Below are 25,076 nucleotides of genomic sequence, written 5' to 3'. Positions count from 1 at the left end.
CCACCGAGACAGCTCGACGCGCAGGCACTGTTCCGTCTGCGTCGAACGCGGCGATCTCGGACTTCGCGGGTTCGATCATCTCGATCGAGGCGTAACGCCAACCGTCGCCGACGCCGTGATCGCGGCCGAGAACCTCGGCCACGGTGGTGAATTCGTCGCTGGACAGGGGATCGAGTGGGTGGAAGGTGCTCTGCGGTGAGGTCATGCGATGGTCTCCGTCGAGCTCATGACGTGCTTGATGCGGGTGTAGTCCTCGACGCCGTACGCCGAGAGGTCCTTGCCGTAGCCGGAGTACTTGAATCCACCGTGCGGCATCTCCGCCACCAGCGGAATGTGGCAGTTGACCCAGACGGCACCGAAGTCCAGGGCCGCCGAGATGCGCAGTGTGCGTCCGTGATCGGAGGTCCAGACGCTCGATGCGAGCCCGAAATCGACGTCGTTGGCGAGCGCGATGGCCTCCGCCTCGTCGGTGAACCTCTGCACCGTGAGCACCGGGCCGAAGGTCTCCTCCTGCACGATGGGATCGGACTGTTGCACGCCGGTGATGATGGTGGGCTCGAAGAAGAAGCCCTTGTCGCCGATGCGCTTGCCGCCGGTGACGACGGTGGCATGAGCGCCGATGCCGTCGACCTTTGCGCTCACCTGACCGAAGTGGTTGACGTTGTTCAGTGGGCCGAGGAAGGTGTCGGGGTCGTCGGGCAGGCCCACCTTCAGCGTCTTCGCCTTGGCGACAAGGGCATCGACGAGTGCGGCGTGTACCGACTCGTGCACCAGTACGCGGGTGACGGCGGTACAATCCTGGCCGGCGTTGAAGAACGCGGCCTCGGCAATTCCGTCCGCGGCCTTGCTGATGTCGACATCGTCGAACACGATTGCCGGTGCCTTACCGCCCAATTCGAGGTGGGCCCGCTTGAGCTGCTTGGCGGCGGCCACGGCCACCGCGATGCCGGCGCGGACAGATCCGGTGATCGAGACCAGTCCTGGAGTCTTGTGTTCGACGATCGCGGCTCCGGTGCCGCCGTTGCCGAGAACGACGTTGAACACCCCGTCCGGAACAATGCCCTTGGACAGCTTCGCCAGTACCAACGTGCTCTCGGGGGTGGTGTCACTTGGCTTGAGCACGATGGTGTTTCCGGCGGCCAGCGCTGGACCGATCTTCCAGATCGCCATCATGAACGGGTAGTTCCACGGCGTCACCTGGCCGACGACACCGATCGGTTCGCGTCGAACATAGGAGGTGAAGCCGTCCATGTACTCGCCCGCCGACTTGCCCTCGAGCATCCGGGCCGCGCCTGCGAAGAATCGAATCTGATCGGCACCGACGGTGACTTCCTCGGCGGCGATGGTGGCCTTGGGCTGGCCGGTGTTGCGGCTCTGCGCCTCGACGATCTCGTCGCTGTGCGCTTCGATGGCGTCGGCCAGCTTCAGCAGCACCTTCTGCCGTTCGCCCGGCGTCGTCTTGCCCCAGGTCTCGAACGCGCTGGCAGCGGCCGACATCGCGGCCTCCACATCGGCGGCGTCGGACACGGGGGAGTGGGCGACAACCGACTCGTCCACCGGATTCACCACATCGAGCATCTCGGTGCCCGAGGGCGTCACGAATGCCCCGTCGATGTAGTTCTGCAGGACAGGCACCGTCATCACTGAACCCCTAGCGTCGACTGTTTCGGTTCTGCAAAGCCTGCACCTACGGACGAGACTTCGCCACCCGACAAGATGTCCAATGCGTTGTCTCGAATCAGGACGGAATGTCGGTCTGTCTCGCCAGAGCTCTGACGCCCGCGATGAAGGTATCGAGACCGAGTTTCTCGAACGCCGCTCTAGCCGTGGCATCGCCCAGATGCGGGGCGGCAGCGAGGATGTTCGGGAACTCGTCCGGATCGAGTGATTCCATCGTCGACGCCACCTCGTGCTCGACGTGTGCCCGACGCTCCGGCTCGACCTCGACGCCGGTGAACAACGGTTCCGTGATCAGAGAAATGGCGACCCGAACACCCTGGCGAGCGAGCTGGGTGGCGTCGGGAACGGAGAAACCGGCCTCCCGCAGGAGTTTCAGGCTCAGTTCCATCGCCGCTCTGCTATTCGGAGAGAACAGCATTCGGGGTACCACGATGGTCGCGGCTCCCGGGTGTGCGCGTAGGGCGCGCATGAAGTCCTCGTGCACGGTTCGCAGTTGGTCCCACCACGCAGCGGTGGGATCCGCGGTGATCTCGATGTCCTGGCAGACGCGGTCGCCCATGGCGTCCAGTAGCTCGTCCTTGTTCTCGACGTGCCAGTAGATCGCCATGGGGGACACGCCCAGTTCGGTGGCGATCTTGCGGATGGTGAGCGAGTCCAATCCGCGGCGGTACGCGACGTCCAGCGCGGCGTCGACGACGGCAATCCTGGTCAGGCGGGGCATCGGCAGAACTATACAGCTGTACGAGTCGGTGCTAGCGTGACTTGTACTTAGTACGAGAAAGGGGCTGGAGATGGACGACGTCATCCTCGTCGGCGGCGGAATCATGAGCGCGACTTTGGGAACGCTGCTGCAAAGACTGGAACCGAGTTGGTCCATCCGAGTACTCGAGCGATTGCCTCGGGTGGCAGCCGAAGCATCCGACGGATGTAACAACGCCGGCACCGGTCATGCCGGTCTGTGCGAGACCAACTACACGACACTGCGATCCGACGGGTCGGTCGACATCGATCGAGCCGTGGGGATCGCCGAGCAGTTCGCGACCACCCGGCGTTTCTGGTCGACGCTGCCCCAGGCGGACTTCGTGCGCCCGGTGCCGCACATGACGCTCGTACGGGGTGCCGAGAACGTTAGGTTCCTGCGCGCACGGCACAGGGCGTTGCGTGCGCACCCACTGTTCGAGGCAATGGAGTACACCGAAGACGCTGCGGTGCTTCGGCAATGGGCACCGCTGGTGGCAGAGGGCAGGACGGGGACGTGGGCGGCGACCCGAGATGCGACGGGTACCGACGTCGACTTCGGCTCAGCGACGCGGCAGCTGTTCGACGCCATGTCTGCCGCAGGCGCGAGCGTCGAGACCGGCCGTGAAGTGCGAGGATTGACGCAGGACACAGATGGATCCTGGCGACTCGACGTGCGCGGTGGTCGACCGCTGGAGCGTGCTCGCTTCGTGTTCGTTGGAGCCGGTGGCTGGGCTCTGAAGCTGCTGCGCCGAGCCGGAGTTCCCGAGGCGCGAGGCTACGGACTGCTGCCGATCAGCGGGCAGTTCCTGTGCTGTGATCGACCCGAGCTGGTCGATAGGCACGACGCCAAGGTGTACGGCACTCCGCCCATCGGAGCTCCGCCGATGTCGGTGCCGCACCTGGACACTCGAATCGTCGACGGGCGGCGATCGGTTCTGTTCGGGCCGTTCGCCGGGGCGAACCCGAAGTTTCTGAAACACGGATCCCTGATGGACCTTCCGCGCTCGGTCAACGCGGACAACATCGGCTCGCTGCTGTCGATGGCGCGCAGCAACACTCCGTTGATCGGGTTGCTGTTCTCCGAGTTGACCGCGACGCGGAGCAGGAAGATCGCTGCGCTCCGTGAGTTTCTGCCGCGCGCCGATTCGGCGGACTGGTCCATCGCCGACGCCGGGCAGCGCGCCCAGATCGTGAAGGACGGTGCACTGCAATTCGGCACCGAAGTGGTTGCCTCGAAGGACGGTACGATCGCCGCCGTGCTCGGCGCGTCTCCCGGTGCATCCACTGCTGTGCCCATCTTGATCGAGCTGTTGACTCGGTGCTTCCCGGAACGACGGTGGGACTCCCACCTGAACGAGCTGCTCACCGGCTAGCCTGTGGCGGTGGCAGACACAGAGGTGGGGTACCGACAGATCGCCGACGACACCTGGGCATTCATGCGGCCGCCCGGAAGCTGGGGCCAGACGAATACCGGATTGATCGTGGGGCCGGGTTCTGCGTCGATGCTGATCGACACGGTGTGGGACGTGAACTGGGCAGAACGCGTCGTTGCCGACACCGCCGAGCTGGTGGCCGACGCGCCGATCACCGAAGTGCTCAACACCCACTCCGACGGTGATCACTGGTGGGGAAACGACACCGTCCCCGCCACGGCTCGCATCACCACCAGTGCCGCTTCACTGCACGCCATGAGGGAGGAAACACCTCCGAAAGGTGTGCACGCGTTCGCCTCTCTCGGTGCGAAGATCGGCTGGTTGCCGGGACCGGTCGGTGCAATGGGCTCTTACATGAACCGGGTCCGCGGTGACGCCACCTTCCCCGGCGCTCTGCCGCGGCTGCCGGACCACACCTTCGAGACCAACGAGACCATCGATGTGGCAGGACGATCCGTGCACCTGCGCTACCTGGGCCCGGCGCACACCGAAGGCGACCTCATCGCACACGTACCCGACGTCGGAGTGGTGTTCGCCGGCGACCTGTTGTTCATCGACGCCACCCCGGTGCTCTGGCACGGTCCACTGCAGAACTGGATCGACGCCCTCGACCACCTCCTCGAGCTCGATGCCGCCGTCTACGTCCCGGGCCACGGACCCCTGTGCGGCACCGCCGAAATTCGCGCCCTCCGCAACTACTGGACCTGGGTGTCCGAGGCCGGGCGCAGCTGCTTCGACGCTGGACTCGCGCCCACCGAAGCCGCCCAGAACCTGCTCAAGTCAAGCGAATTCGGGCAGTATGCGCACTGGGACTCACACGAACGACTCATCCTGAGTATGAGCACCCTCTACCGCCTGTGGCGAGGTGAGCCGCCTGCACCACCCACGCTGACGCGTCGAGCACTGGCGTTCGCGGACGCGGGGAGGTACTTGCGAGAGCACTAGGTGTGCTCATCGCGAGTGCGGCTCCGGCGCACCGAACTGCTGTGTCAACGATGCCGCGTGTGCGAACAATGTGGTCGGATCCGGTTCGGCCTCAGAGGGTTCCAGTACGAGGGTGGTGGCACCGGCATCGATCCAGCGTTGCAGGTTGCTCGCCGCGGCATCGGAGCCCGCGGCCACGTAGACCACCACGTCGTGGGCGGGTCCGCCGTCGATGTGCCCGATGGCCGTTCGCACCTGATCCGGTGACGTCTCGCTCGTGAGGATGGTTCCCACAGCGGTGCGGCCGCTCAGGGCGAGAGTCTTCGGCCCCGTCGCACCGACGAGCAGCGGCGGCGGTTGCAGCGGAGGCCAATTGAGCTGCACGTTGTCGAGTGAGACGTACCGACCCTGCACGGTGACGCTCTCGCCCGCCAACAGTGCGGTGAGCGCTGTCATCTGCTCGCTCAGCAACGTCAGTGGCGACTGCACGCGCGCCCCGATCTGGCCCATCCACGACTGCACACCGTGCCCGAGCCCGACGCGGAGTCGTCCCGGATGGACTCGGGCGACGGTGGCGATCTCCATGGCGGTGGCTGCCACGTTCCGCATCGGAGTGGGTAGCACCCCGATGCCGACGTTCAGGCGTTCGGTGTTCGCGAGAACCAGTGCAGCGGTAGTCAGTCCGCCGGAGTAGAAACAGTCTTCCCATATCCACACCTCGTCGACGCCTGCGCGGTCGGCTGCACGTGCCGCCTCGATGAGATCCTCCGGCGCAAGTTCGGGTCTGAGTACGACGCCGATTCGTGTCATTGCAGTCTTCCTTTCTTCTCAGCGAACGTATTCTCAGCGAACGAGGTAGGGGGACACGGAACTCCGGTGCTCGTCGATGTCGAGGTCCTTACCCAGTGGCGGGAATGCGCGTTGCGGGCAGTTCGATCGCTCGCACACCCGACAGCCCGCTCCGATCGGTGTTGCCGCTGCCGAACCCTGCACGTCCAGACCGTCCGCGTACACCAGCCGTCCAGCGTGTCGCAGTTCGCAACCGAGGCCGATGGCGAAGGTCTTGCCGGGCTGACCGTATCGTGCGGCGCGTCGCTCCACGGTCCGCGCGATCCACAGGTAACTGCGGCCGTCGGGCATCTCGGCGATCTGCGTCATGATCTTGCCCGGATACGCGAACGTCTCGTACACATTCCACAGCGGGCATGTGCCGCCGCTGGACGAGAAGTGAAAACCTGTGGCGGACTGACGCTTCGACATGTTCCCGGCGCGGTCGACGCGCACGAACGAGAACGGCACACCCCGCAACTCGGGTCTCTGCAAGGTGGAGAGTCGATGGCAGATGGTCTCGTAGCTGACCGAGAAGAAGGCCGAGAGCCGCTCGATGTCGTACCGGAAATCCTCGGCCACGTCATGGAACTGGTGATACGGCAACACCGTCGCGGCCGCGAAGTAGTTCGCGAAGCCCAGCACCGCCAACTTCTTCGACGACTCACTGGTGAAATTGCCTTCGTCGGCCATCTTCTGCAGCAGGTCCCCGCATTCGAGATACGCGAGTTCGGCGGCGTACTTGAACACCTTCTGCCCGCCGGAGAGATGCGGTGAAATCTCCAGTACTCGCGTCTGGGGATCGAATCGGTGCAGCACGTTCTCGCCGAGGTCGATCCGATTGACGATCTGCACGTCGTGGACCGTCCGCAGCCGCTTGGCGATCTCGCCACCGATATCGGCGCGATGGAACCGGATCCTCGAGGTCAGAGCCTCTGCCGCAGTGTCCAGTTCGTGCAGATAGTTCTGCCGCTGATAGAAGTAGTCGCGCACTTCCTCGTGCGGCTTGCTGATGGAACCGCTGCCACTGCCGTCCGAGAAACGCTCCTCGGTAGCGGCCAACAGCTGAGCCGTCGTATTGCGGTATCGGCGGTGCATGTTGACCATCGCCCGCGCCAGCTGCGGGTGCGAGCTGACCATCTGCGCGATCTCGTGCGCGTCGGCGTCGATCCCCATGTCCTGATCGAGCGCGACCTCACGGAGTTCGGCAACCAGTCTGGTGTCGTCCTCGGAGGAGAAGAACGACGTGTCGACGCCGAACACCTCGGAGATCCGCAGCAGCACCGGCACCGTCAGTGGACGCACGTCGTGCTCGATCTGGTTGAGGTAGCTGGCCGAGATTCCCAGCTTCTGCGCCAGTGACACCTGACTCATGCTGCGTTCGCTGCGGAGCTGCCGAAGCCGCACGCCGACGAAGGTTTTGGACATATCGCCAGGCTACGCCTGCGAAGAATTGCCTTAACAGTATTGGCAACTAGCTGCTGGATCACAATTCGGCGTTCATCGGGAACATTAGCCGAAGTAAAGGCGTATACCGGTATACGAGCTATTCACCACGCACCACGAGGAGCGGTCATGTCCAACCGTCAACGCACATCGGAAATTTTCAGGGACGTCGTCGTATTCGTCACCGGAGCCGTACTCGTCGCATCCACCGTCTGGCTTCCCGTCCAGGGCGACCAGGAAGTCACCGGAGCCATCCTGGTGCTCGGCATTCTCGCTGCATCGACCGCGCTGTGGGCCATCGGATCGTCGTCGAGGCAAAGCCACTGGACCCACGTCGGCCTCGGCCTGCTGCTCGCGGTCTCGCCCGCGCTGATGGTGTTCCCGTCCGGATTGCTGGCTGCTGACCTGTTCGCCATCATCGGCGGACTCGTGATCGCCGCGATGGGTGCGCTCGGGGTGCTCTCGTCGCGTCGGACACCGACCACGTCGCGAGTGGTTGCGTCCAGTGACGAGCGCAGCGGCGTCCGTATCTGAGCCTTCTCTGCAACTGGTGCTCCACTTCCGGGGGTATGTGCGATGAATGTCGTGCACGGCTCCGGGAGTGGAGCATTCTGTGCAGTCATCGCCTCGATTCCCGACGTCGTCGGATCACCGACGCAATCTCGCCGGCGATGACGTCCGGTGCGGCCAGTACGTCGAATGCCGAGTACCGCAGCACCAGCCAGCGATCGAGCACCAGCGCGTTCTGCCTGCGCCGATCCTTGCTGAATACCCCAGCTGCACTGTGGAATTCGCGTCCGTCCACTTCGATGATCGTGCGGCTGCGACGGCCGACGAGGTCGCAGATGTACGGACCGACTGCCGCATTCATCTCCAGGTACAGCCCGATCCGGTGCAGCGCGCGTCCCAACGCCCGCTCCGGTTCCGAGGCGAATCTGGTCACTGCCAGCCGAACTTGGCGAGCCAACTCTGCGTTGCCGCGTCGACCCGGGAATCGTTCGAGCAGGCGGAGCAACGACGCGGGGTCGAGTCCGAACTTCAGGCGTTCGTCGATCAGCAACTCGGCCTCGGCGCGGGGGAGTACCGCCAGGCAATCGAGAATCGTCTGTGCGGGCGTGGTGCACGGCAGGGTCTCGACCTCGTCGACGAGCCTGGAATCGAGTGCCCGACGATGTAGCCGAAGCCAGGGCGGTGGCCGCAACCTCGCGGAGCGAGGGACCGTGGCGTCGAGGGTGGTCGGTTCGGTCGTCCAGCCCCGTAGGTATGCGGCCGACCGGTGACTGAGCACGGCGTCCGGTCGCCACAGCGAAACGGCCCGACATCGATCCATCGTCGACGGTTCCCCGCGCATGTGGACCGTCGGCAGAACACGGGTGAAGCGTCGCGAGACGGTGCTGGGGTGGAGTCCGGAGGCCGGGAGCTGCTGAAAGGTGGCGGGGCCGGGAGTGGAGCCTGCGGAATGACCCTGGGGTGTGGGAGTGGAGCCTGCGTCGGGTGTCATGTTTGCAGCGTCGGGGATGGTGCAGATGTCCCCCGAAGCTCGACCTGGGGGAATGGAATGCCCTGTGGATAGCTGCGTGGCTGTGGATGAGTGCACGTTGCGCTCCACTCGGGGGCGTCGGCGGCGTCATTCCCGAGGCAAAGGCGTCGAGTGGAGCACCCCATGCATGTCCACATTTTGAGATCGGAGTACTGTGATGTCGGTCACAGCAGCGTCTGTTTCTGACTCGATTCAGACGGCTGCGCCAAACCGTACAAGCGTCCTGTATGAGTTTTTGTTCATTGCGTTCATCAACTGGGGTTTCATCGCTACTGGCGAGTAACCATGCCGTCCGATCCGAGAGGTTTGCGCCGACCAAAAATTCGCAACATTAGCAAGGTGCTCGGGAAAGCTAGCCAAGATTGGCACTAACAACTGGTAGACGCATGTTTTCGGTTGTGCCATTGTTTTGGAGTACACCAGAAGGGCCTGGCAACGATGTGAAGATTCGTCTCGAGGCAGGCCGAGAAGCCGAAGAGACTGGAGCTGAAGATGTCGACCACCGGCACCCCGAAGACCATCGCCGAGATCCAGCAGGATTGGGACACCAACCCCCGCTGGAAGGGCGTCACCCGTAACTTCACCGCACAGCAGGTCTCCGACCTCCAGGGCACCGTCGTCGAAGAAGCGACCCTCGCTCGCCGCGGCAGCGAGATCCTGTGGGACCTTGTCAACAACGAGGACTACATCAACTCGCTCGGTGCCCTCACCGGCAACCAGGCCGTGCAGCAGATTCGCGCCGGCCTCCAGGCGATCTACCTCTCCGGCTGGCAGGTCGCAGGCGACGCAAACCTCTCGGGCCACACCTACCCGGACCAGAGCCTCTACCCGGCCAACTCGGTCCCCTCGGTCGTCCGTCGCATCAACAACGCGCTCTTGCGTGCCGACGAGATCGCCAAGATCGAAGGCGACACCTCCGTCAAGAACTGGGTCGCCCCGATCGTCGCCGACGCCGAAGCCGGCTTCGGTGGCGCGCTGAACGCCTACGAGCTGCAGAAGGCCATGATCGTGGCCGGCGCCGCAGGCGTGCACTGGGAGGACCAGCTCGCATCGGAGAAGAAGTGCGGCCACCTCGGCGGCAAGGTTCTGATCCCCACCCAGCAGCACATCCGTACCCTGACCTCGGCACGCCTCGCGTCCGACGTCGCCGACGTCCCGTCGGTCATCATCGCCCGCACCGACGCCGAGGCAGCCACGCTGATCACCTCCGACGTCGACGAGCGTGACCGTGAGTTCCTCGACGGAACCCGCACCGCAGAAGGCTTCTTCGGCGTCAAGAACGGCATCGAGCCCTGCATCGCCCGTGCGAAGGCCTACGCCCCGTACGCAGACCTCATCTGGATGGAGACCGGCGTGCCGGATCTCGAGGTCGCCAAGAAGTTCTCCGAGTCGGTTCGCAGCGAGTTCCCGGACCAGCTGCTCGCCTACAACTGCTCGCCTTCGTTCAACTGGAAGGCGCACCTGGACGACGCGACCATCGCCAAGTTCCAGAAGGAACTCGGAGCCATGGGCTTCAAGTTCCAGTTCATCACCCTGGCCGGCTTCCACTCGCTCAACTACGGCATGTTCGACCTGGCACACGGCTACGCCCGCGAAGGCATGACCGCATTCGTCGACCTGCAGGAGCGCGAGTTCAAGGCAGCCGAAGAGCGCGGCTTCACCGCCATCAAGCACCAGCGTGAGGTCGGTGCCGGCTACTTCGACCGCATCGCCACCACCGTCGACCCCAACACCTCGACGGCAGCACTGAAGGGCTCCACCGAAGAAGGCCAGTTCCACTGAGCTAGCCCGCCTCTCCGAACCTTCAGCGCACTAGTCGGGCGGTCCGCAACTTTCGTTGCGGGCCGCCTGTTCTGTACCACGAAGGCCTTGGGCGTGCCCGGCAAGAGTTACCCTCATATCGCCTTATGCTGTTGTGCTGCAACATTATTCGCTAGGAGTTTGCTGTGACGGTCGAGAGGGTGGGGATCGTCGGAGCGGGGCAGATGGGGGCAGGAATAGCCGAGGTGTGTGCCCGCGCCCATGTCGACGTGTTGGTCCACGAACAGACCCGCGAACTGACCAGTGCCGGACGCACCCGCATCCTGAGGTCCCTCGACCGCGGAGTGAGCAGCGGCAAGATCACCGAACGCGAGCGAGAACACGCCGCGGCCAGGCTGCGATTCACCTCCGACCTCGCCGACTTCGGCGATCGCCAACTCGTTGTCGAAGCAGTACTCGAAGACGAGAAGATCAAAGCCGACATCTTCGCCGAGCTCGACTCGGTGGTGACCGACCCCGACGCCGTCATCGCCTCGAACACCTCCTCCATTCCCATCGTCAGCCTGGGAGCCGCGACGACGGCACCCGGCCGCGTCGTCGGTCTGCACTTCTTCAACCCGGTCCCGGTACTGCCACTCGTCGAACTCGTCACCACCGACCTGACCGCACCGGCAGTGGCCGACCGCGCCGAGCGCTTCGCAGGCGACGTTCTCGGTAAACAGGTAGTGCGCTCGGCCGATCGCTCGGGCTTCGTCGTCAACGCGTTGCTCGTGCCGTATCTGCTCTCTGCGATTCGCATGGTCGAATCCGGATTCGCCACCAGGGAAGACGTGGACAAGGCGACGGTGCTCGGTCTGGCGCACCCGATGGGGCCGCTCGCACTCGCCGATCTCGTGGGACTCGACACGGTCAAAGCCATTGCCGACGCCATGTATTCGGAGTTCGGAGAACCTCTCTTCCTGGCACCCCCGCTGCTGCTGCACATGGTCGAATCGGGGCACGTGGGCAAGAAGGCCGGAGCCGGGTTCTACCGCTACGAGAACGGCCGGATCGCAAAGTAGACCCCGCAGCGGGCGGGTTGCCCCGCGTCGGTCATCGGAGCGCTATTGTCGGTCTGCGAACGCAGTCACTTCGATCACAGGAGCGTGTCAGTGAGCAAGTCCACGAAGTCGAACGGTGTGGTTCCCAAGGCATTCGGGATCGGGTTGGCCGCGACCGGTGCCGCCCACTTCGTGGTGCCGGAGGCGTTCGAGGGAATCACCAAGCTCCCGTTCCCCAAGGACACTCGAACCTGGATCAGTCGCAACGGAGCCACCGAATTGGCCGTCGGCGCGGCGATCGCATACCCCGGGACGCGTAAGATCGGACTGGTCGGTCTGGTGGCGTACGTTGGGTGGCTCGGCATCAATATCGCCAAGAACAGCTGACGTTACTGTTGCGAACGACTCGTTTAGAGCAGGAATAGCCTGGTCGAGGCGGTAGCTGCCTTGCGCTCGCACTGATGCGTAGGTAGCAATATAGATATGACTTCAGCTACCGCTTACCAGGCCACCGCTCCGGACGCCCCGCTCGAGAAGGCGACGATCGAGCGGCGCGCCGTCGGACCGAACGACATCCTCATCGACGTCAAGTTCGCGGGCATCTGCCACTCCGACATCCACACCGCCCGTAACGAGTGGGGCGGCACCACGTACCCCGTCGTTCCCGGGCACGAGATCGCAGGCATCGTGGCCGAGGTCGGCTCCGAGGTGACCACCCGCAAGGTGGGCGACCGCGTCGGCGTCGGCTGCTTCGTCGACTCCTGTGGCGAGTGCGAGGCGTGCAAGGACGGCGACGAGCAGTACTGCACCAAGGGCGTCGTACAGACCTACAACTCGGAGACCTACGAGGGCGAGTTCACCCACGGCGGCTACTCCACCCAGATCGTCGTGACGGAGAAGTTCGTCCTCGGCATCCCGGAAGGCGTCGAGCTCGATGTCGCCGCGCCTCTGCTGTGTGCAGGCATCACGCTGTACTCGCCGCTCAAGCACTGGGGAGCCGGCCCCGACAAGAAGGTCGCCATCATCGGTATGGGCGGCCTTGGACACATCGGCGTCAAGATCGCCCACGCCATGGGTGCCCACGTCACCGTCCTGAGCCAGACCGACGCCAAAGAGGCCGACGGCAAGGCCTACGGTGCCGACGAGTACTACGCAACCAAGGACACCACGGCGCTGAAGGATCTGCAGGGCAAGTTCGACCTGATCCTCAACACCGTCTCGGCGAACCTGCCCATGGGCAAGTACCTCGGACTGCTCGCCCGCAACGGCACCCTCGTCGAACTCGGCGTTCCCGAGAAGCCGCTCGAGGTGCCCGCCTTCAACCTGCTGGCCAACCGTCGTTCGTTCGCAGGATCCATGGTCGGCGGCATCGCCGAGACCCAGGAAATGCTGGACTTCTGCGCCGAGCACCACATCGGTGCCGAGATCGAGGTCATCCCGGCCGAGAAGATCAACGAGGCCTACGACCGCGTCATCAAGTCCGACGTGCGCTACCGCTTCGTGATCGACGCAGCCACGCTGTAACTGTCACCTTGGACGAGTGAATGGTCCATCGACCTGCCCAGACGGGGGTCGATGGACCATTCACGTCTTCGAAGTGGGTTCAGCTCTCGGCCAGTCGCTTCTTCTCGTGCTCGACGTCGAAATCCGCAGCGGGCCAATCGAGGTCGAGCTTCTCCAACGTGTCGATCAAAATTTCCGTGACGGCCAAGCGGCTGTACCACTTGCGGTCGGCGGGGACGACGTACCAGGGCGCATGATCGAAGTCCGTGCGATCGAGAACCCGCTGATACGCCGCCCGGTACTGCGGTAGAAAACCACGCTCGGTGACGTCGCCCGGGTTGTACTTCCAGTGCTTCTCGGGTCGGTCGAGTCGCTCCTGCAGTCGCTTCTTCTGCTCGTCGGCCGAGACGAACAAGGCCACCTTGACCACGACGGTGTCCTCGTCGACCAAATCCTTCTCGAAGGCGTTGATCTCGTCGAACCGCTTCTCCCACACCTGCCGCGGCACCAGATCGTGAACCGCGACGACGAGAACGTCCTCGTAGTGGGACCGATCGAACACCCCGATCCGGCCGGCCCGCGGAAGTGCCTTGCGGATGCGCCACAGGTAGTGGTGCTGCTTCTCTTCCTGAGTCGGCACCCCGAACGAGGCGAGGTCGACGCCCTGCGGATCGACCATCCCGATGACGTGCTTGACCATGCCGCCCTTGCCCGCGGTGTCCATGCCCTGCAGCACCAGCAGAACCGACTTGGTTCCGCCCGCGCGACCGTGGGCATAGAGCTTCTCCTGCAGCGCTGCCAGCACTGCACCGCGCTGTTCGAGCACGTCGTTGCCGTGCGCCTTCGCGCCGTCGAAACCCGGAGTTGCCGTGAAATCGATGTCCTCCACACGGGGAGAGGAACTGGCCCGCAGCACATCGACGGGAGAAAGAGTCCACAGTTTCGACTTGTCGGCCATAGCCGAGAAGACTACTTCTCTACCATGGGATTCATGGCCCCTACCATTGCAAAAGCAGAAACCGTGTCGCGTGAGCAACTGCTCGAATTCGTATCTCCGCGGCACCACCACACCCTGATCACCCGTAAGCGCGACGACGGTCTGCAGGTCTCCCCGGTCTCGGCCGGAGTGGACTCGGAAGGCCGCATCGTCATCGCCACGTACCCCGAGCGCGCGAAGGTGCACAACATCCGCCGCAATTCCGCCGTCACGGTGCTGGTGCACAGTGATGACTGGAACGGCGACTACGTCCAGGTCGACGGCACCGCCGAAATCATCGATCTTCCCGACGCCGTCGAGCCTCTGGTTGAGTACTTCCGCAGCATCGCCGGCGAGCACTCGGACTGGGACGAGTACCGCGCGGCGATGGTGAAGCAGGGAAAGTCGTTGATACGCATCGTGATCGACACCTGGGGCCCGATCGCCGCGGGTGGATTTCCCCCGGGAAGAGTGTGACAAGCCCGCCGGGGAGGGTGTGATCTAGCCCTTCAGTGGTGCCGCGAACAGTGGCACCGCGTTTTCCAGTGCGTATCGGGTGCCTGCGACCGAGGCGGCCGAGAATGCGTTGGACAGGTCGGTGTCACCGAGGACCACGAGGCGTCCGTCCCGTGCCGACGGCAGGCCCTGGATCGACGGGTTGTCGGTGATCACCTCGGGTCCGGTGCCGATGGGGAACATGACGGTGAGGTCGGCGTCCAGTGCGGAGATGTTCTCCTCGGACAGTTCGATGCTGAACGCTCCGGGTTCGGCGCGGTCCTGGACGGCCGGAGTGTTGGTCAGGCCGAGTGATTCGAGGAAGTCGACGCGGGTGTCGCCGCGGACGTAGGCACCGACCTGTCCGCTGTAGAGAGTGCCGACGGCAACGGTCTTGTCGGCGAATTCGGGGTTGGCCGCGATGGTGTTGTCGAACAATGCCCTGGTGTCGTCGACGAGCTGCTTGCCCTCGTCGACCTTGCCCAGTGCCTGCGCGACGATCTCGGTCTGCCCGTCCCAGGTGGTGCCGTAGGCGACGTCGGTTCCCGGAGGTGCCGCGACGGTCGGCGCGATGTCGGACAGGTCGTCGTAGACGGCCTTGTCGTTGGTGCTGCGCGTCCACAGAATCAGGTCCGGTTCCAAAGCCGCCACCGATTCCATGTTCACGTCGAAGGTGCCGACGATCGTGGGGTCGGTGTCGTAGGACTCGTCGACCCATGGACCGAGGCCGTTGCCGCCGACGCCGAGCCAGTCACTGGCTCCGACGGGTTGTACACCGAGGGCGAGCGCAGTTTCGGCATCGGACCAACCGAGTGCGACCACTCGCTGCGGGTTCGCAGGGACTTCGACGTCGCCGAACATGTCGGTGACGACGACACCGCCGACCTCGGAGGAATCGGCGCTGTCGCCGTCGCCGGCGTCGGAGCTGCATGCGGTCAGGGTGAGAGCGAGGGCCAGGACTGCCGCAGGCAGGGCCAAAGAACGAGAGATGCGCATAGGGCACGCTAACCTATCAAGCGCTGAAATGCTCCACGATCTTCGCGCAGAAGGCAGGCAGGTCGTCCGGGTTTCGGCTCGAGATCAGATTGCCGTCGACGACCACTTCCTCGTCGACGACCGTGCCACCGGCGTTGCGAATGTCGGTTCGGATGCTCGGGTAGGACGTCAATGTCCGGCCCTTCAGAACGTCGGCTTCGACGAGTGTCCAGGCCCCGTGGCAAATGACGCCGACGGGCTTGCGGGCTTGTACGAACGAGCGGACGAACTCCACGGCATCCGCGTCGACGCGAAGTTGATCGGGGTTGGTGGTTCCGCCGGGCAGGATCAGCGCGTCGAAGTCGTCGGCCGAGACGTCGGCGACGACGCTGTCGACGGTGAAGGTGTCTGCGGCATTGACGTCACCCTTCATGGCTTGGATGTCGCCGTGGTCGAGCGAGACCAATGTGACTGAGGCCCCGGCATTTTCGACTGCTTCGCGGGGCTGCACCAGCTCGACTTGCTCGACGCCGTCGGTGGCGAGAATCGCGATGCGGCGTCCGGTCAATGTTTCGGTAGTCATACCCTCTCGGATGTCCGACCGGGCCTGATCTCAAACTGACGAGCGATGGTACGAATGGAGACATGAGCGACTCACCCATCGAAACCCCGACCGAGGATCGCGTCGAACAGAATCTCCCGATCGCGGACGAGCCGGACGAGCCGAACGCAGATGATCTGCCCATCGAGGCCGACGCCCGTGACGTGCTGGATCAACGAGCAGAAGTGCCCGTGGACGACGACGGGTACGACGAGCGCTAAGGCGTGTTCGGCTCCTCGTCGACCAACGGATGTGGCTGTGACTTGAATTTTGCGGGGGAGCCGTCGGCCATCGCGACCCCGTGGATTCCGCCCCACATCATCATGCAGAGGTAGTCGATCAAATCGTCTGCGGACATCGACTTGTTGGAGATCCACCAGTGCGTGGCCAACTGGACCGCGCCGACGATGGCGAAGGCCCACGGCACCGAACCACCGGAATCCATTTCGCGTTGCCGTAGGCGTTCACCGAGCACCGTGGAGAGCAACTCGGCGATCATCCGCTCGGACTCGGCGACGACATCGCGGTTGTTGCCGGCGTTGTTCGCCATGACGTAGAGGTAGACCTCGGGATCGGTGGCCACCGTCTCGACATAGGCGGTCACGACGATGCGGGTGAGCTCGTACTCGTCGAGTTCGTGGGCGATCGCCGAGTAGATGCGCGGAGCAAGCGTGGTCTCGACGTACCGAGACATGGTGGCGCTCGTCAGATCGTTCTTGTCGGTGAAATAGCGGTAGAGCACCGTCTTGGAGATACCGATCTCCGACGCGATCTCGTCCATCCCGATCTCGCGGCCGCGCAACCGGATCGCGGCCAACGTGCCGTCGACGAGCTCTTCGCGGCGGGCGATCTTGTGCTCACGCCACCGACGTTTTCGGCCGTCCGGCTTCTCGACCTTCGGCTTGTCCTCGCTCGGCTCGGACTCGTCCAGCTTTGCCTCCGTCGTATTTCTCGCCACAACCCCACCCTATGCGCCTTGTCCGACACCACTGCAGGCTGCGTCCGGTTGGTCTGCCGAGATTCTGGGCACAATGTCGGTTGTGCAGCTCATGAACTTCGACGACGAGACCAAGCGTCGCGACCTCCGCAAGATGAAAACAGTCGCGACGGGCTTTCTCGTCTTCGCGTCGATCGTCTACCTCTTCTGCCGGTGGCAGGAGTCGACGGGTGCAGGTGCCTGGGTCGGCTACGTCCGCGCTGCGTCGGAAGCGGGCATGGTCGGCGCACTCGCGGACTGGTTCGCGGTGACGGCACTGTTCAAGCACCCGCTCGGTATTCCGATCCCGCACACGGCTCTGATCAAGAAGAAGAAGGACCAGCTGGGCGCGAGCCTGAGCTCGTTCGTCGGTAGCAATTTCCTCGCTCCCGAGGTGGTGTCCGAGAAGGTCGCGTCGGCGCAGGTTCCGTTGCGGCTGGGTACCTGGCTCGCTCAGCCCGACAACGCCGAACGCGTCGCGGCCGAGGCGGCGACCGTGTTGCACGGCGTCGTCGACGTGCTCAACGACGAGGACATCACCGCCGTCATCGACAGCACCATCGTGCGGCGTCTCGCCGATCCTCAGTGGGGCCCGCCCATCGGCCGGATCCTCGACGAGTTGCTCCGCGAGAACCGTCAGCTGCCGTTGATCGACATGCTCGCCGAACGCGCTCACCAATGGGCGCTGGGCAGCCAGGAGATGATCGATCGCGTCGTGGCGCGGGACTCGCCGAACTGGTCGCCGAAGTTCGTCGACACGTTGCTGGGGGAGAAGGTCTACAAGGAACTCGTCGAGTTCACCTGGAAGATCAGGTCCAACCCCGAGCACGACGTGCGTCTGGCCGCCAACAAATTCTTGGTCGACTACGCCAACGATCTGCAGCACGACCCGACGACCATCGAGAAGGCGGAGAAGCTCAAGGCGCAGATCATGGGCCGCGAGGAGATCACCGGGCTCGCGGCAGCGACCTGGAAGGTGGCCAAGCGGCTGATCACCGAGTCGGTCGACGATCCGACGAGCACGCTGCGCACCAAGATCAAGGAGAACACCGTCAACCTCGGCGTGCGGCTCCGCGACGACGAGGAGCTGCGCGGCAAGGTCGACGGTTGGCTGCTCGGCGGAGCGAGCTACATCGCCGCGAACTATGCCGACGAGATCACCACGATCATCGGTGACACCGTCGCTCGGTGGGACGCCGAGGAAGCGAGCAAGAAGATCGAACTGCAGGTCGGACGCGATCTGCAGTTCATTCGAATCAACGGAACCGTCGTCGGATCCATCGCCGGACTGGCCATCTACACGGTCTCGGATCTCATCTTCGGACACTAGTGCTAGCAGAGTGCTTGCAATAGTTAGCACCCTTCGGTACCGTCCAGTAGGACACCGAAAACAGGAGGCCGAGATGGCCGATGACGAGGGGGATCTGGTCGCCAAGGCGACCGAGGCGACGCAGGTCGTCGCCGAGGCGGGGGATCTTGTCGCCGCAGTCGTGACGACTGCAGCTCAGGACATCGGAAGCTACATCCGGTCGCAACGGGAAGCCGCGCAGGTATCGATGCGGCAACTCGCCAGCCGAGCCGGAGTGAGCAACCCCTACCTGAGCCAGATCGAACGCGGACTGCGCAACCCGTCCGCAGAAGTGCTAGCGCAGATAGCCAAGGGTCTGCGCGTCTCCTCGGAGGTGCTGTACGTCCGGGCCGGGATCTTGGAAGCGCGTCCCCACGGTCCGGTGCGCGAAGCTCTGCTCGGCGATGAGCACATCACCGAACGGCAGAAGCAAGTGCTGATCGAGATATACGACTCGTTCTGTCGTGAGAACGAGTCGACGCAGGAGCCCGAACCCGACGAACAGGAGACACCCGATGTCTGATTCCAAGAACTTCGAGAACGTCAAGACCCCCATCTTCGCCGCCGTCGGCGCGGGCGACGCCGTCGTCCAGGCAGTAGCGGACGTCGTCGCTCAGGTGCGTTCGCGCGCCGAGAGCCGCACCAGCGAGGTCAACGCCCGCATCGCCGACCTCTCCGAGGACGTCACCGAAGGCGTCGAGAGCCTGCGCGAGCGGCTGGCGAACCTGCCTGCAGAGCTTCCCGACGAGATCGCCGAACTGCGCGAGCGCTTCACCCCCGAAGAGCTCCGCAAGGTTGCCGAGGCATACCTCAAGGTCGCCTCCGACCTCTACACCTCGCTCGCCGAGCGCGGCGAAGAGACCGTCGAGCGCATCCGCCGCACCCCGGCCGTCGAAGAGAGCCTCGAGCGCGCCAACACCGCAGCCAACGACGTCGTCGACCTCACCGAGCAGGCCCTCGGAACCGTTGCCTCGCAGACCCGCGCAGTCGGCGAGCGCGCCGCAGCTCTGGCCGGCCTCGCGTCGGACAAGGTTCGTGAAGGCGCCGAGGAGATCTCCGAGGCCGCCGACGAGCTCGCCGAGAACATCGACGAAGCAGGCGACGAGGCCAAGGACAAGGCCGTCGAGGCTTCGGACAAGGTGAGCGGCGTGGCAGGCAAGGTCGAGGCCAAGACCCGCAGCAGCGCGAACTCGCCGATCAAGAAGACCCCGGCTCCGGCCAAGCAGACGGCTCCGGCACCGGCTGCCAAGAAGACCGCACCGGCTCCGGCCAAGAAGGCTCCGGCGAAGAAGACCACTCGCTAAAGCATTCGTAAAGAAAACGACCCCTGCGCCGCGCGGCGCAGGGGTCGTTTCTCGTACACTGGCGCACGTGAGCATCGCCGGCAGCTTCAGCTACTACATCCTGACCTTTCTCCAGATCCTCGGAGTGGTGGGCGCAGGATTCGCGATCTTCCACGCACTGCGCCAGCGCCCCGACGCCTTCCCGGCAGTGGACAAGCTGACGAAGACCAAATGGCTGGCCATTCTGTTCATCGGTCTACTGCTCATTCTCGTCTCGGGGGTGATCGGCTTCCTGGGCATCATCGGCGTCGTCGCCGTGTGCGTGTATCTCGTCGACGTCCGTCCCAAGGTCGACAGCATCCAGCGCGGACCCCGCTGGTAGGTAAGTCGCATCGACGCCCACTTCTGTGTGGGCGTACCCTCTACCGCACCCGCTCGGGGGGACACAGGTAGAGGGGAATGTCAGTGGTTTCACGCAAGGTAATCGAACGCGCGCTGCTCGGAATAGGCAGCGCGGCCGCGGCGGCCTCCGTCGGAGCTTTCGTCGTTCGGCGGCGTCGCCTGCACTCGTTCACCAAGACGACCGACGTGCAGCCCGACGAGTTGCTCGAGCGTCCCACGTTCGAGCCGCACATCACCGAGGTGGTCACCGACGACGGTGCGCACCTGCACGTCCGTAGCTACGGGGACGCCGATGCCGAACCGATCGTCTTCAGCCACGGGTGGACCTGCTCGGCCGATTACTGGTACCCACAGATCAATGCCCTTGCCGGCCGCTACCGCGTCGTCACCTACGACCAGCGCGGTCACGGTCGAAGCGACGTCGGGACGCGACCGTTGAGCCCCGACGTGCTGGCCGACGACCTCTCCGCGATCCTTTCCGCCACGGTGGCCGAGGACAACAAGGCCGTCATGGTGGGACACAGCATGGGCGGCATGTCCATCATGGCCTGGGCCGGCAACTATCCCGAACAGGTCGATCGACTCGTCAGCGCTGTGCTCCTCGCCAGCACCGCGACCGACTCCCTGATCCGCGAAACCACCGTCATCCCGCTGCCGCAACGCTTTCCACGGGTCCCCACCCCGGTGGGCAAAGCCGTGCTCAGCTCGGCACTTCCGCTGCGGCCGTCACCGGTGGTGCGCCAAGCCATCAAGTACATCTCGATGGCACCAGGAGCGACACCCGCCGAGGTGGCGTTCTGCGAGAAGATCGTCCTCGAATGCGCCCCGCGCACCCGCGGTATCTGGGGTGCAGCGCTCACCGACCTCGACATCCGCGAGGCCCTGGCGAACATGTCCGTTCCCACCAGCGTGCTCGTCGGGTCTGCCGATCGCTTGACCCCACCGGTGCACGCCCGCAAACTCGCCCGCGCCCTGGACGATCACGATCACCTGAGCAGACTGATCGTGATTCCCGGCATCGGACACATGAGCTCCGTCGAGGCAATCGACGAATTCAACACCGAAGTGGTTCGGCTCCGGAATCTCTAGATTTCAGCTGAACACCACGGTCTTGCGGCCGTGCACCAGGACACGATCCTCCAGGTGCCACCGCAGACCACGGGAGAGCACCAGCTTCTCGATGTCGCGGCCCTGACGCACCATGTCGGCCACCTCGTCGGAATGATCGACGCGGATGACGTCCTGCTCGATGATCGGACCCGCGTCGAGCTCGGCCGTCACGTAGTGGCACGTCGCACCGATCAGTTTCACGCCCCGCGCGAATGCCTGGTGGTACGGACGAGCGCCGACGAACGACGGCAGGAAGCTGTGATGGATGTTGATGGCCCGGCCTGCCCAGTGCGCGCACAGCGACTCGGGAAGAACCTGCATGAACCGTGCTAGCACCACCGCGTGCGGGTCGTAGGAATCGACCAGCGACCGCACCTCCTCGAAGGCAGGACCGCGCTCGGCCGGATCCTTCGCGAACTCGACGTGATGGAACGGTGTGCCGTGTGCGGCAGCGATCGGCTCGAGTGACTTGTGGTTGCCGATCACCGCGGAGATCTGAGCGGGCAGCTCGCCGCCCGCGGCGCGGCCGAGGAGGTCGTGCAAGCAGTGCGCTTCCTTGCTGACGAGCAGGACCACGCGCTTGGGCTCACCCGAATCATGGAGTGTCCATTCGGTTTCCGGGCCGAGTTCGGCGGCCACCTCGGCGAAACGTGTGCGCAGCTCCTCGATGCTCATGTCCACGGACGACGCGCGTACGGCCTGCCGGGTGAAGAACCAGCCGGTGTCGGGATCGGCGTGATAGGCGGCCTCGACGATCCATCCACCGACCTCGGCGAGGAAGGTCGAGATACGGGCGACGATGCCCGTCTTGTCGGGGCAACCGAGCGACAGAACGTAACGGCGATCCTCGGATACTGAAGAACTCATAGCGCCGATTGTCTCAGGGCGTCCGCACCCCGGTTGCCACCAGTGTCCCGAGATCGATCGAGTCGATTCCACGCTCGGTCAGCAGCGCGGAGAACTCGGCACGGATCCGCGTCCGGGTCGCCTCGTCGAACGGTGTCAGCGCGCCCCGCATCGCGCTGCCCAGCACGAGATCCCACACGAACGACTCCGTCGCGGGAACGTGGTTGGACAGCTCCACGACCTCGACATCGGTGGTGCCTGCCGCGGTGAGCCATGCGGACAGAAGGTCCACCGTCTCCATCCGCCGGATCGGGTGCTTGTCGTAACCGTCCTGCGCGAGTGGCCCGTCGTGCTCGCTCGGCGGCGAATGCGCGCCGATCACCTCGAAGTACGTGCCCGCGAATGCCTCGATCGCACCCTTGCGCCACACCGTCACCCCGACGCGACCGCCCGGACGAACCAGAGACACCAGACGAGCGAAATCCCCCTCGGGATCGGGCAGAAAGAAGATGCCGTACGAACAGGCCAACGCGTCGTAGCCGGCATCGGGAACCGTCGACGGCGGCTCCCACTCGGTGGCGTCGGCGAGGACGAAGTCGATGTTGCGCAGCGCACGGGCGGTGGCTTTCACCCGGCCCACCTCCAACAGGTCGTCGGCCAGATCGATGGCATGCACGAGACCGTCGGGGCCCACAGCCGCCGCCGCGGGAATCGCCGACGCCCCGGTGCCGGAACAGACGTCGAGAACCGCGTCCCCGGTGGCCAATTCGAGCGCAAAGGCGAGCGACTGCCCGGCCGGGCCCCACACCTGCGGCGTCAGGCCGTCGAACTCCCTGCTGGTGGCGTTGAAGGTGGCGGCGAGCGAGGCTGCGGTCATGACCGAAAATCGTAGACCGACAGGGTTACGAATGGCAGAGCTGTGAAAAGCTGGACCGCATGACACTCACCCGCGCCGCCCTCGCCGGAATGGTCGACCACACGCTGCTCAAGCCCGAAGCCACGCAGGCCGACGTGGCCGCCCTCATCGAGGAAGGTCGCGAACTCGGAGTGCTCGCGGTGTGCGTATCGCCCTCGATGCTGCCGATTCGCGCCGAGGGAATGCTCACCGCCGTCGTCGCGGGTTTCCCGTCGGGCAAGCACCATTCGTTGATCAAGGGATCCGAGGCCAGGCTCGCGGTGCAGCAAGGTGCCGACGAGGTCGACATGGTGATCGACGTCGGCGCGGCCATCGCGGGGGACTACAACGCGGTGCTGGCCGACATCGTCACCGTCCGTGAAGGGATCGCCGGAAGCGCTGTCCTGAAGGTGATCATCGAATCGGCCGCACTGTCCGACGAGGCGATCGTCGAGGTGTGCCGCGCGGCCGAGAAGGCCGGTGCCGACTTCGTCAAGACGTCCACCGGATTCCACCCGGCCGGCGGCGCGAGCGTCGAGGCCGTGCGATTGATGGCAGAGACCGTCGGCGGGCGACTGGGCGTCAAGGCCAGCGGCGGCATCCGCACCACGGACGCCGCCCTGGCCATGATCGACGCGGGCGCAACACGATTGGGACTGTCGGGAACACGCGCGGTACTGGACGGTCTGGACTAGAGCGACTGCGTCGCATGTGCACGCTGCGCCTTCGGGTTGTTCCGCAGGCTCCACTCCTGCCTCGTAGCAGGCTACGAGGTTCCGCGCACGTGGGTTACGCGACGAGCGAGCAACCCTCGGGAGTCGGCTGGCTCTGATCCTGCTGGGTCACCGGAATCGTGTACTGCCCGCCTTCGAGGGTGAGCTCGATGCCGGAGTCGGTGACGGTCAGCGACGTCGGAGCCATGTCCAACGGGTAGGCCTGCAGACTGTCGGTCAGCACACCGACGACCGAGTCGACCAGATCGGTGGGAATGCCGAGGCCCAGGATCGACGCGTCGACGGTCTGGACGTCGACCCTGCCGTCCACGACCTCCGGCTTGACGGTCAGATTCGCCAGAGCGCCGACGGCGAAGTCGAGGGTGCCCGCCGATGCGTCCGAGGTGACGCCGGAGACGATCGCGCCGATGCCCTGGCTCTGCAGGGTGCGGGTGATGCCGTCGGTGGACCACGAGATGTCGGCACTCGAGCTGCCGATGGTGCCGCCGGAGTCGGCGGTCTGCGTCAGATTCAGGTCACGTGCCTCGGCCTGGACGACCATGCCCTCGGCGGGTCCGAAGCGTGCGTCGTTGCTGTCGACGGTCACCGAGGAGACCTTCTTGTCGACCAGTGAGAGCAGGACCGGCTTCAAGCCGAGACCGACCTCGACCTGGCTGCCGAGCTCGGATTCGAGCTGACCGGCGAGGCAGGATTTGATCTGCTGACGCACGAACAACTCGCCGCCGATGACGGCGACGAGGAGGACGACAACGACGGAGACTGCGATCAGCGGTGCTGTGCTGCGCCTGGCTGTGGATGACATTCCTGGCAGTCTTCCCGATGATTCTGAGCAAGCTCTGTGAAACTCGCCGAACCTGTGTAGCCGGTACCAAAGTTTGTGACCTGTAACACATTGTGACGTACTCTTGCGTCATGGGTACGACAGGACCGAGCGTGCACGAACTGCACTCGTTGGCCACTCGTCAGGACGGCTATTTCACCGCCGAGCAGGCCGGTGAGCTCGGCTTCGATTCTGCGATGGTGCGCGTCAATCTGGCCACGAACACGTGGACTCGCGTCGAGCGCAACCTGTTCCGACTCGGCCAGTGGCCGCACAGTGAACTCGAAGTGTTCGCCATGTGGTGCGCCTGGTTCGGCGGCGAGGCCGTGATCTCGCACCAGAGTGCGGCCGAGCTACACGGATTCGGGCACCTTCACCCGCAATTCGTGCACGTCTGCGCATTCGGCGACCTACGACTGACCGACACCAGGCTGGCAGTTCACCGTCTGCGGCTCGAGCCGCGGGACGTCGAATCGGCTGGCACGTTCAACCTCACCACCCCGGTGCGCACGGTGCTCGACCTCGCCGCAGGTGGCATCTCGCAGATCACCCTCGACGAGGTGGTGTGCGACGCCGTCGCGATCGGTCGCGTCGACCCGCACACGCTGTACACCGAGGCCGGAAACAGCACCGATCGAGTGGCCGAACGCGTCGAACTGGCGCTGTCCGCCTGCACTTAGCCGCGAAATCGGGTGCAACTGACCGCGCTCAGCGCGGTC

The 25,076-nt window shown here is 64.7% G+C and carries 28 protein-coding genes and 1 pseudogene; 16 read left to right on the top strand and 13 right to left on the bottom strand.

What is annotated here, in order from left to right:
- The 3 genes and pseudogenes from A2J02_RS02240 to A2J02_RS27550 form a co-directional block, all read right to left on the bottom strand.
- Window positions 1–205, bottom strand: a pseudogene (locus A2J02_RS02240) (primary-amine oxidase); the annotation flags it as partial.
- On the bottom strand, window positions 202–1,641 hold the full coding sequence (locus A2J02_RS02235; RefSeq protein ID WP_068046194.1) for a gamma-aminobutyraldehyde dehydrogenase: 1,440 nt from the start codon (window positions 1,639–1,641) through the stop codon (window positions 202–204). The pseudogene A2J02_RS02240 and the gene A2J02_RS02235, both read right to left, overlap by 4 nt.
- Before the next feature lie 97 nt (window positions 1,642–1,738).
- Entirely contained in the window at window positions 1,739–2,401 is a 663-nt protein-coding gene (locus A2J02_RS27550) for a TetR family transcriptional regulator (protein WP_068046191.1), read from the bottom strand.
- A 70-nt stretch (window positions 2,402–2,471) separates the two neighbouring features.
- On the opposite strand from A2J02_RS27550, the gene mqo reads away from it, so the two are divergent.
- Together mqo and A2J02_RS02220 are read left to right on the top strand one after the other, a co-directional pair.
- Window positions 2,472–3,794 (top strand): malate dehydrogenase (quinone), encoded by a 1,323-nt coding sequence (mqo, locus tag A2J02_RS02225; RefSeq protein WP_068046188.1) that lies wholly within the window; start codon window positions 2,472–2,474, stop codon window positions 3,792–3,794.
- 9 nt (window positions 3,795–3,803) lie between these two features.
- Window positions 3,804–4,799 (top strand): MBL fold metallo-hydrolase, encoded by a 996-nt coding sequence (locus A2J02_RS02220; protein WP_231911397.1) that lies wholly within the window; start codon window positions 3,804–3,806, stop codon window positions 4,797–4,799.
- 6 nt (window positions 4,800–4,805) lie between these two features.
- Here A2J02_RS02220 and A2J02_RS02215 read toward each other — a convergent pair whose 3' ends face one another.
- A complete protein-coding gene (locus A2J02_RS02215; protein WP_068046185.1) occupies window positions 4,806–5,588 on the bottom strand; it encodes an LLM class flavin-dependent oxidoreductase in 783 nt (260 codons plus the stop codon).
- 33 nt (window positions 5,589–5,621) lie between these two features.
- Window positions 5,622–7,034: an acetate metabolism transcriptional regulator RamB gene (ramB, locus tag A2J02_RS02210; protein ID WP_068046182.1), complete on the bottom strand. Its 1,413-nt coding sequence runs from the start codon at window positions 7,032–7,034 to the stop codon at window positions 5,622–5,624.
- A gap of 147 nt (window positions 7,035–7,181) precedes the next feature.
- On the opposite strand from ramB, the gene A2J02_RS02205 reads away from it, so the two are divergent.
- Window positions 7,182–7,586, top strand: a complete 405-nt coding sequence (locus A2J02_RS02205) for an SPW repeat domain-containing protein (RefSeq protein WP_068046179.1) — start codon at window positions 7,182–7,184, stop codon at window positions 7,584–7,586.
- Between the two features lie 85 nt (window positions 7,587–7,671).
- Here A2J02_RS02205 and A2J02_RS02200 read toward each other — a convergent pair whose 3' ends face one another.
- A complete protein-coding gene (locus A2J02_RS02200) occupies window positions 7,672–8,553 on the bottom strand; it encodes a DUF559 domain-containing protein (RefSeq protein WP_082898600.1) in 882 nt (293 codons plus the stop codon).
- A 531-nt stretch (window positions 8,554–9,084) separates the two neighbouring features.
- On the opposite strand from A2J02_RS02200, the gene aceA reads away from it, so the two are divergent.
- From aceA to A2J02_RS02180, 4 genes are all read left to right on the top strand, one after another.
- Window positions 9,085–10,374, top strand: a complete 1,290-nt coding sequence (gene aceA, locus A2J02_RS02195; protein WP_037186862.1) for an isocitrate lyase — start codon at window positions 9,085–9,087, stop codon at window positions 10,372–10,374.
- Window positions 10,375–10,538: 164 nt separating this feature from the next.
- Window positions 10,539–11,414, top strand: a complete 876-nt coding sequence (locus A2J02_RS02190) for a 3-hydroxybutyryl-CoA dehydrogenase (RefSeq protein ID WP_082898599.1) — start codon at window positions 10,539–10,541, stop codon at window positions 11,412–11,414.
- Between the two features lie 90 nt (window positions 11,415–11,504).
- Window positions 11,505–11,780 carry a hypothetical protein gene (locus A2J02_RS02185; RefSeq protein WP_068046176.1) on the top strand — a complete coding sequence of 92 codons (276 nt, stop codon included), beginning with the start codon at window positions 11,505–11,507 and terminating at the stop codon, window positions 11,778–11,780.
- A gap of 96 nt (window positions 11,781–11,876) precedes the next feature.
- On the top strand, window positions 11,877–12,917 hold the full coding sequence (locus A2J02_RS02180; protein ID WP_068046175.1) for an NAD(P)-dependent alcohol dehydrogenase: 1,041 nt from the start codon (window positions 11,877–11,879) through the stop codon (window positions 12,915–12,917).
- A 79-nt stretch (window positions 12,918–12,996) separates the two neighbouring features.
- Here A2J02_RS02180 and A2J02_RS02175 read toward each other — a convergent pair whose 3' ends face one another.
- Window positions 12,997–13,854 carry a PPK2 family polyphosphate kinase gene (locus A2J02_RS02175; protein WP_068046172.1) on the bottom strand — a complete coding sequence of 286 codons (858 nt, stop codon included), beginning with the start codon at window positions 13,852–13,854 and terminating at the stop codon, window positions 12,997–12,999.
- A 33-nt stretch (window positions 13,855–13,887) separates the two neighbouring features.
- Between A2J02_RS02175 and A2J02_RS02170 the strand changes: the two genes are divergently transcribed.
- Entirely contained in the window at window positions 13,888–14,349 is a 462-nt protein-coding gene (locus A2J02_RS02170) for a PPOX class F420-dependent oxidoreductase (protein WP_068046196.1), read from the top strand.
- A 24-nt stretch (window positions 14,350–14,373) separates the two neighbouring features.
- On the opposite strand, the gene A2J02_RS02165 is transcribed toward A2J02_RS02170, so the two are convergent.
- Together A2J02_RS02165 and A2J02_RS02160 are read right to left on the bottom strand one after the other, a co-directional pair.
- Window positions 14,374–15,363 (bottom strand): iron-siderophore ABC transporter substrate-binding protein, encoded by a 990-nt coding sequence (locus A2J02_RS02165; RefSeq protein WP_068046169.1) that lies wholly within the window; start codon window positions 15,361–15,363, stop codon window positions 14,374–14,376.
- Between the two features lie 16 nt (window positions 15,364–15,379).
- A complete protein-coding gene (locus A2J02_RS02160) occupies window positions 15,380–15,925 on the bottom strand; it encodes a type 1 glutamine amidotransferase domain-containing protein (RefSeq protein WP_068046166.1) in 546 nt (181 codons plus the stop codon).
- Between the two features lie 62 nt (window positions 15,926–15,987).
- Between A2J02_RS02160 and A2J02_RS27545 the strand changes: the two genes are divergently transcribed.
- Window positions 15,988–16,164 carry a hypothetical protein gene (locus A2J02_RS27545; protein ID WP_156516042.1) on the top strand — a complete coding sequence of 59 codons (177 nt, stop codon included), beginning with the start codon at window positions 15,988–15,990 and terminating at the stop codon, window positions 16,162–16,164.
- Here the strand turns inward: A2J02_RS27545 and A2J02_RS02155 are convergent.
- The gene (locus tag A2J02_RS02155; protein WP_068046163.1) at window positions 16,161–16,901 is read right to left on the bottom strand and encodes a TetR/AcrR family transcriptional regulator; all 741 of its coding nucleotides are present in this window, start codon (window positions 16,899–16,901) and stop codon (window positions 16,161–16,163) included. The two genes, A2J02_RS27545 and A2J02_RS02155, sit on opposite strands and share 4 nt — an antisense overlap.
- 73 nt (window positions 16,902–16,974) lie before the next feature.
- Between A2J02_RS02155 and A2J02_RS02150 the strand changes: the two genes are divergently transcribed.
- The 5 genes from A2J02_RS02150 to A2J02_RS02130 all read left to right on the top strand — a co-directional run bounded on the left by A2J02_RS02150 (window position 16,975) and on the right by A2J02_RS02130 (window position 21,041).
- Entirely contained in the window at window positions 16,975–18,249 is a 1,275-nt protein-coding gene (locus A2J02_RS02150; protein WP_068046160.1) for a DUF445 domain-containing protein, read from the top strand.
- Window positions 18,250–18,322: 73 nt separating this feature from the next.
- Window positions 18,323–18,790, top strand: a complete 468-nt coding sequence (locus A2J02_RS02145) for a helix-turn-helix domain-containing protein (protein ID WP_052047273.1) — start codon at window positions 18,323–18,325, stop codon at window positions 18,788–18,790.
- Window positions 18,783–19,571 (top strand): heparin-binding hemagglutinin, encoded by a 789-nt coding sequence (locus A2J02_RS02140; protein WP_068046156.1) that lies wholly within the window; start codon window positions 18,783–18,785, stop codon window positions 19,569–19,571. Before A2J02_RS02145 ends, A2J02_RS02140 begins: the two co-directional genes overlap by 8 nt.
- Window positions 19,572–19,638: 67 nt before the next feature.
- Window positions 19,639–19,932 (top strand): DUF2516 family protein, encoded by a 294-nt coding sequence (locus tag A2J02_RS02135; protein WP_068046153.1) that lies wholly within the window; start codon window positions 19,639–19,641, stop codon window positions 19,930–19,932.
- Window positions 19,933–20,009: 77 nt separating this feature from the next.
- Window positions 20,010–21,041: an alpha/beta fold hydrolase gene (locus A2J02_RS02130; protein ID WP_068046150.1), complete on the top strand. Its 1,032-nt coding sequence runs from the start codon at window positions 20,010–20,012 to the stop codon at window positions 21,039–21,041.
- Between the two features lie 3 nt (window positions 21,042–21,044).
- Here A2J02_RS02130 and purU read toward each other — a convergent pair whose 3' ends face one another.
- Window positions 21,045–21,929, bottom strand: coding sequence for a formyltetrahydrofolate deformylase (gene purU / locus A2J02_RS02125; RefSeq protein ID WP_068046146.1), 885 nt, complete (start codon window positions 21,927–21,929; stop codon window positions 21,045–21,047).
- 13 nt (window positions 21,930–21,942) lie between these two features.
- Entirely contained in the window at window positions 21,943–22,785 is an 843-nt protein-coding gene (locus A2J02_RS02120; protein WP_068046143.1) for a class I SAM-dependent methyltransferase, read from the bottom strand.
- Window positions 22,786–22,844: 59 nt separating this feature from the next.
- On the opposite strand from A2J02_RS02120, the gene deoC reads away from it, so the two are divergent.
- Complete coding sequence (deoC, locus tag A2J02_RS02115; RefSeq protein ID WP_068046140.1) at window positions 22,845–23,498, top strand: deoxyribose-phosphate aldolase; 654 nt, start codon at window positions 22,845–22,847, stop codon at window positions 23,496–23,498.
- Window positions 23,499–23,592: 94 nt separating this feature from the next.
- Here the strand turns inward: deoC and A2J02_RS02110 are convergent, their stop codons facing one another.
- On the bottom strand, window positions 23,593–24,339 hold the full coding sequence (locus A2J02_RS02110; RefSeq protein WP_068046137.1) for an LmeA family phospholipid-binding protein: 747 nt from the start codon (window positions 24,337–24,339) through the stop codon (window positions 23,593–23,595).
- Window positions 24,340–24,449: 110 nt separating this feature from the next.
- Between A2J02_RS02110 and A2J02_RS02105 the strand changes: the two genes are divergently transcribed.
- Window positions 24,450–25,037 (top strand): type IV toxin-antitoxin system AbiEi family antitoxin domain-containing protein, encoded by a 588-nt coding sequence (locus A2J02_RS02105; RefSeq protein WP_068046134.1) that lies wholly within the window; start codon window positions 24,450–24,452, stop codon window positions 25,035–25,037.
- The last annotated feature ends 39 nt before the right edge of the window (window positions 25,038–25,076 follow it).

The sequence above is a fragment of the Rhodococcus sp. EPR-147 genome (assembly GCF_001647185.1).
In the GTDB taxonomy this organism is placed as follows: domain Bacteria; phylum Actinomycetota; class Actinomycetes; order Mycobacteriales; family Mycobacteriaceae; genus Rhodococcoides.
The sequence above is the reverse complement of the archived record's forward strand: the minus strand, read 5'-3'. Positions and strand labels throughout refer to the sequence as shown.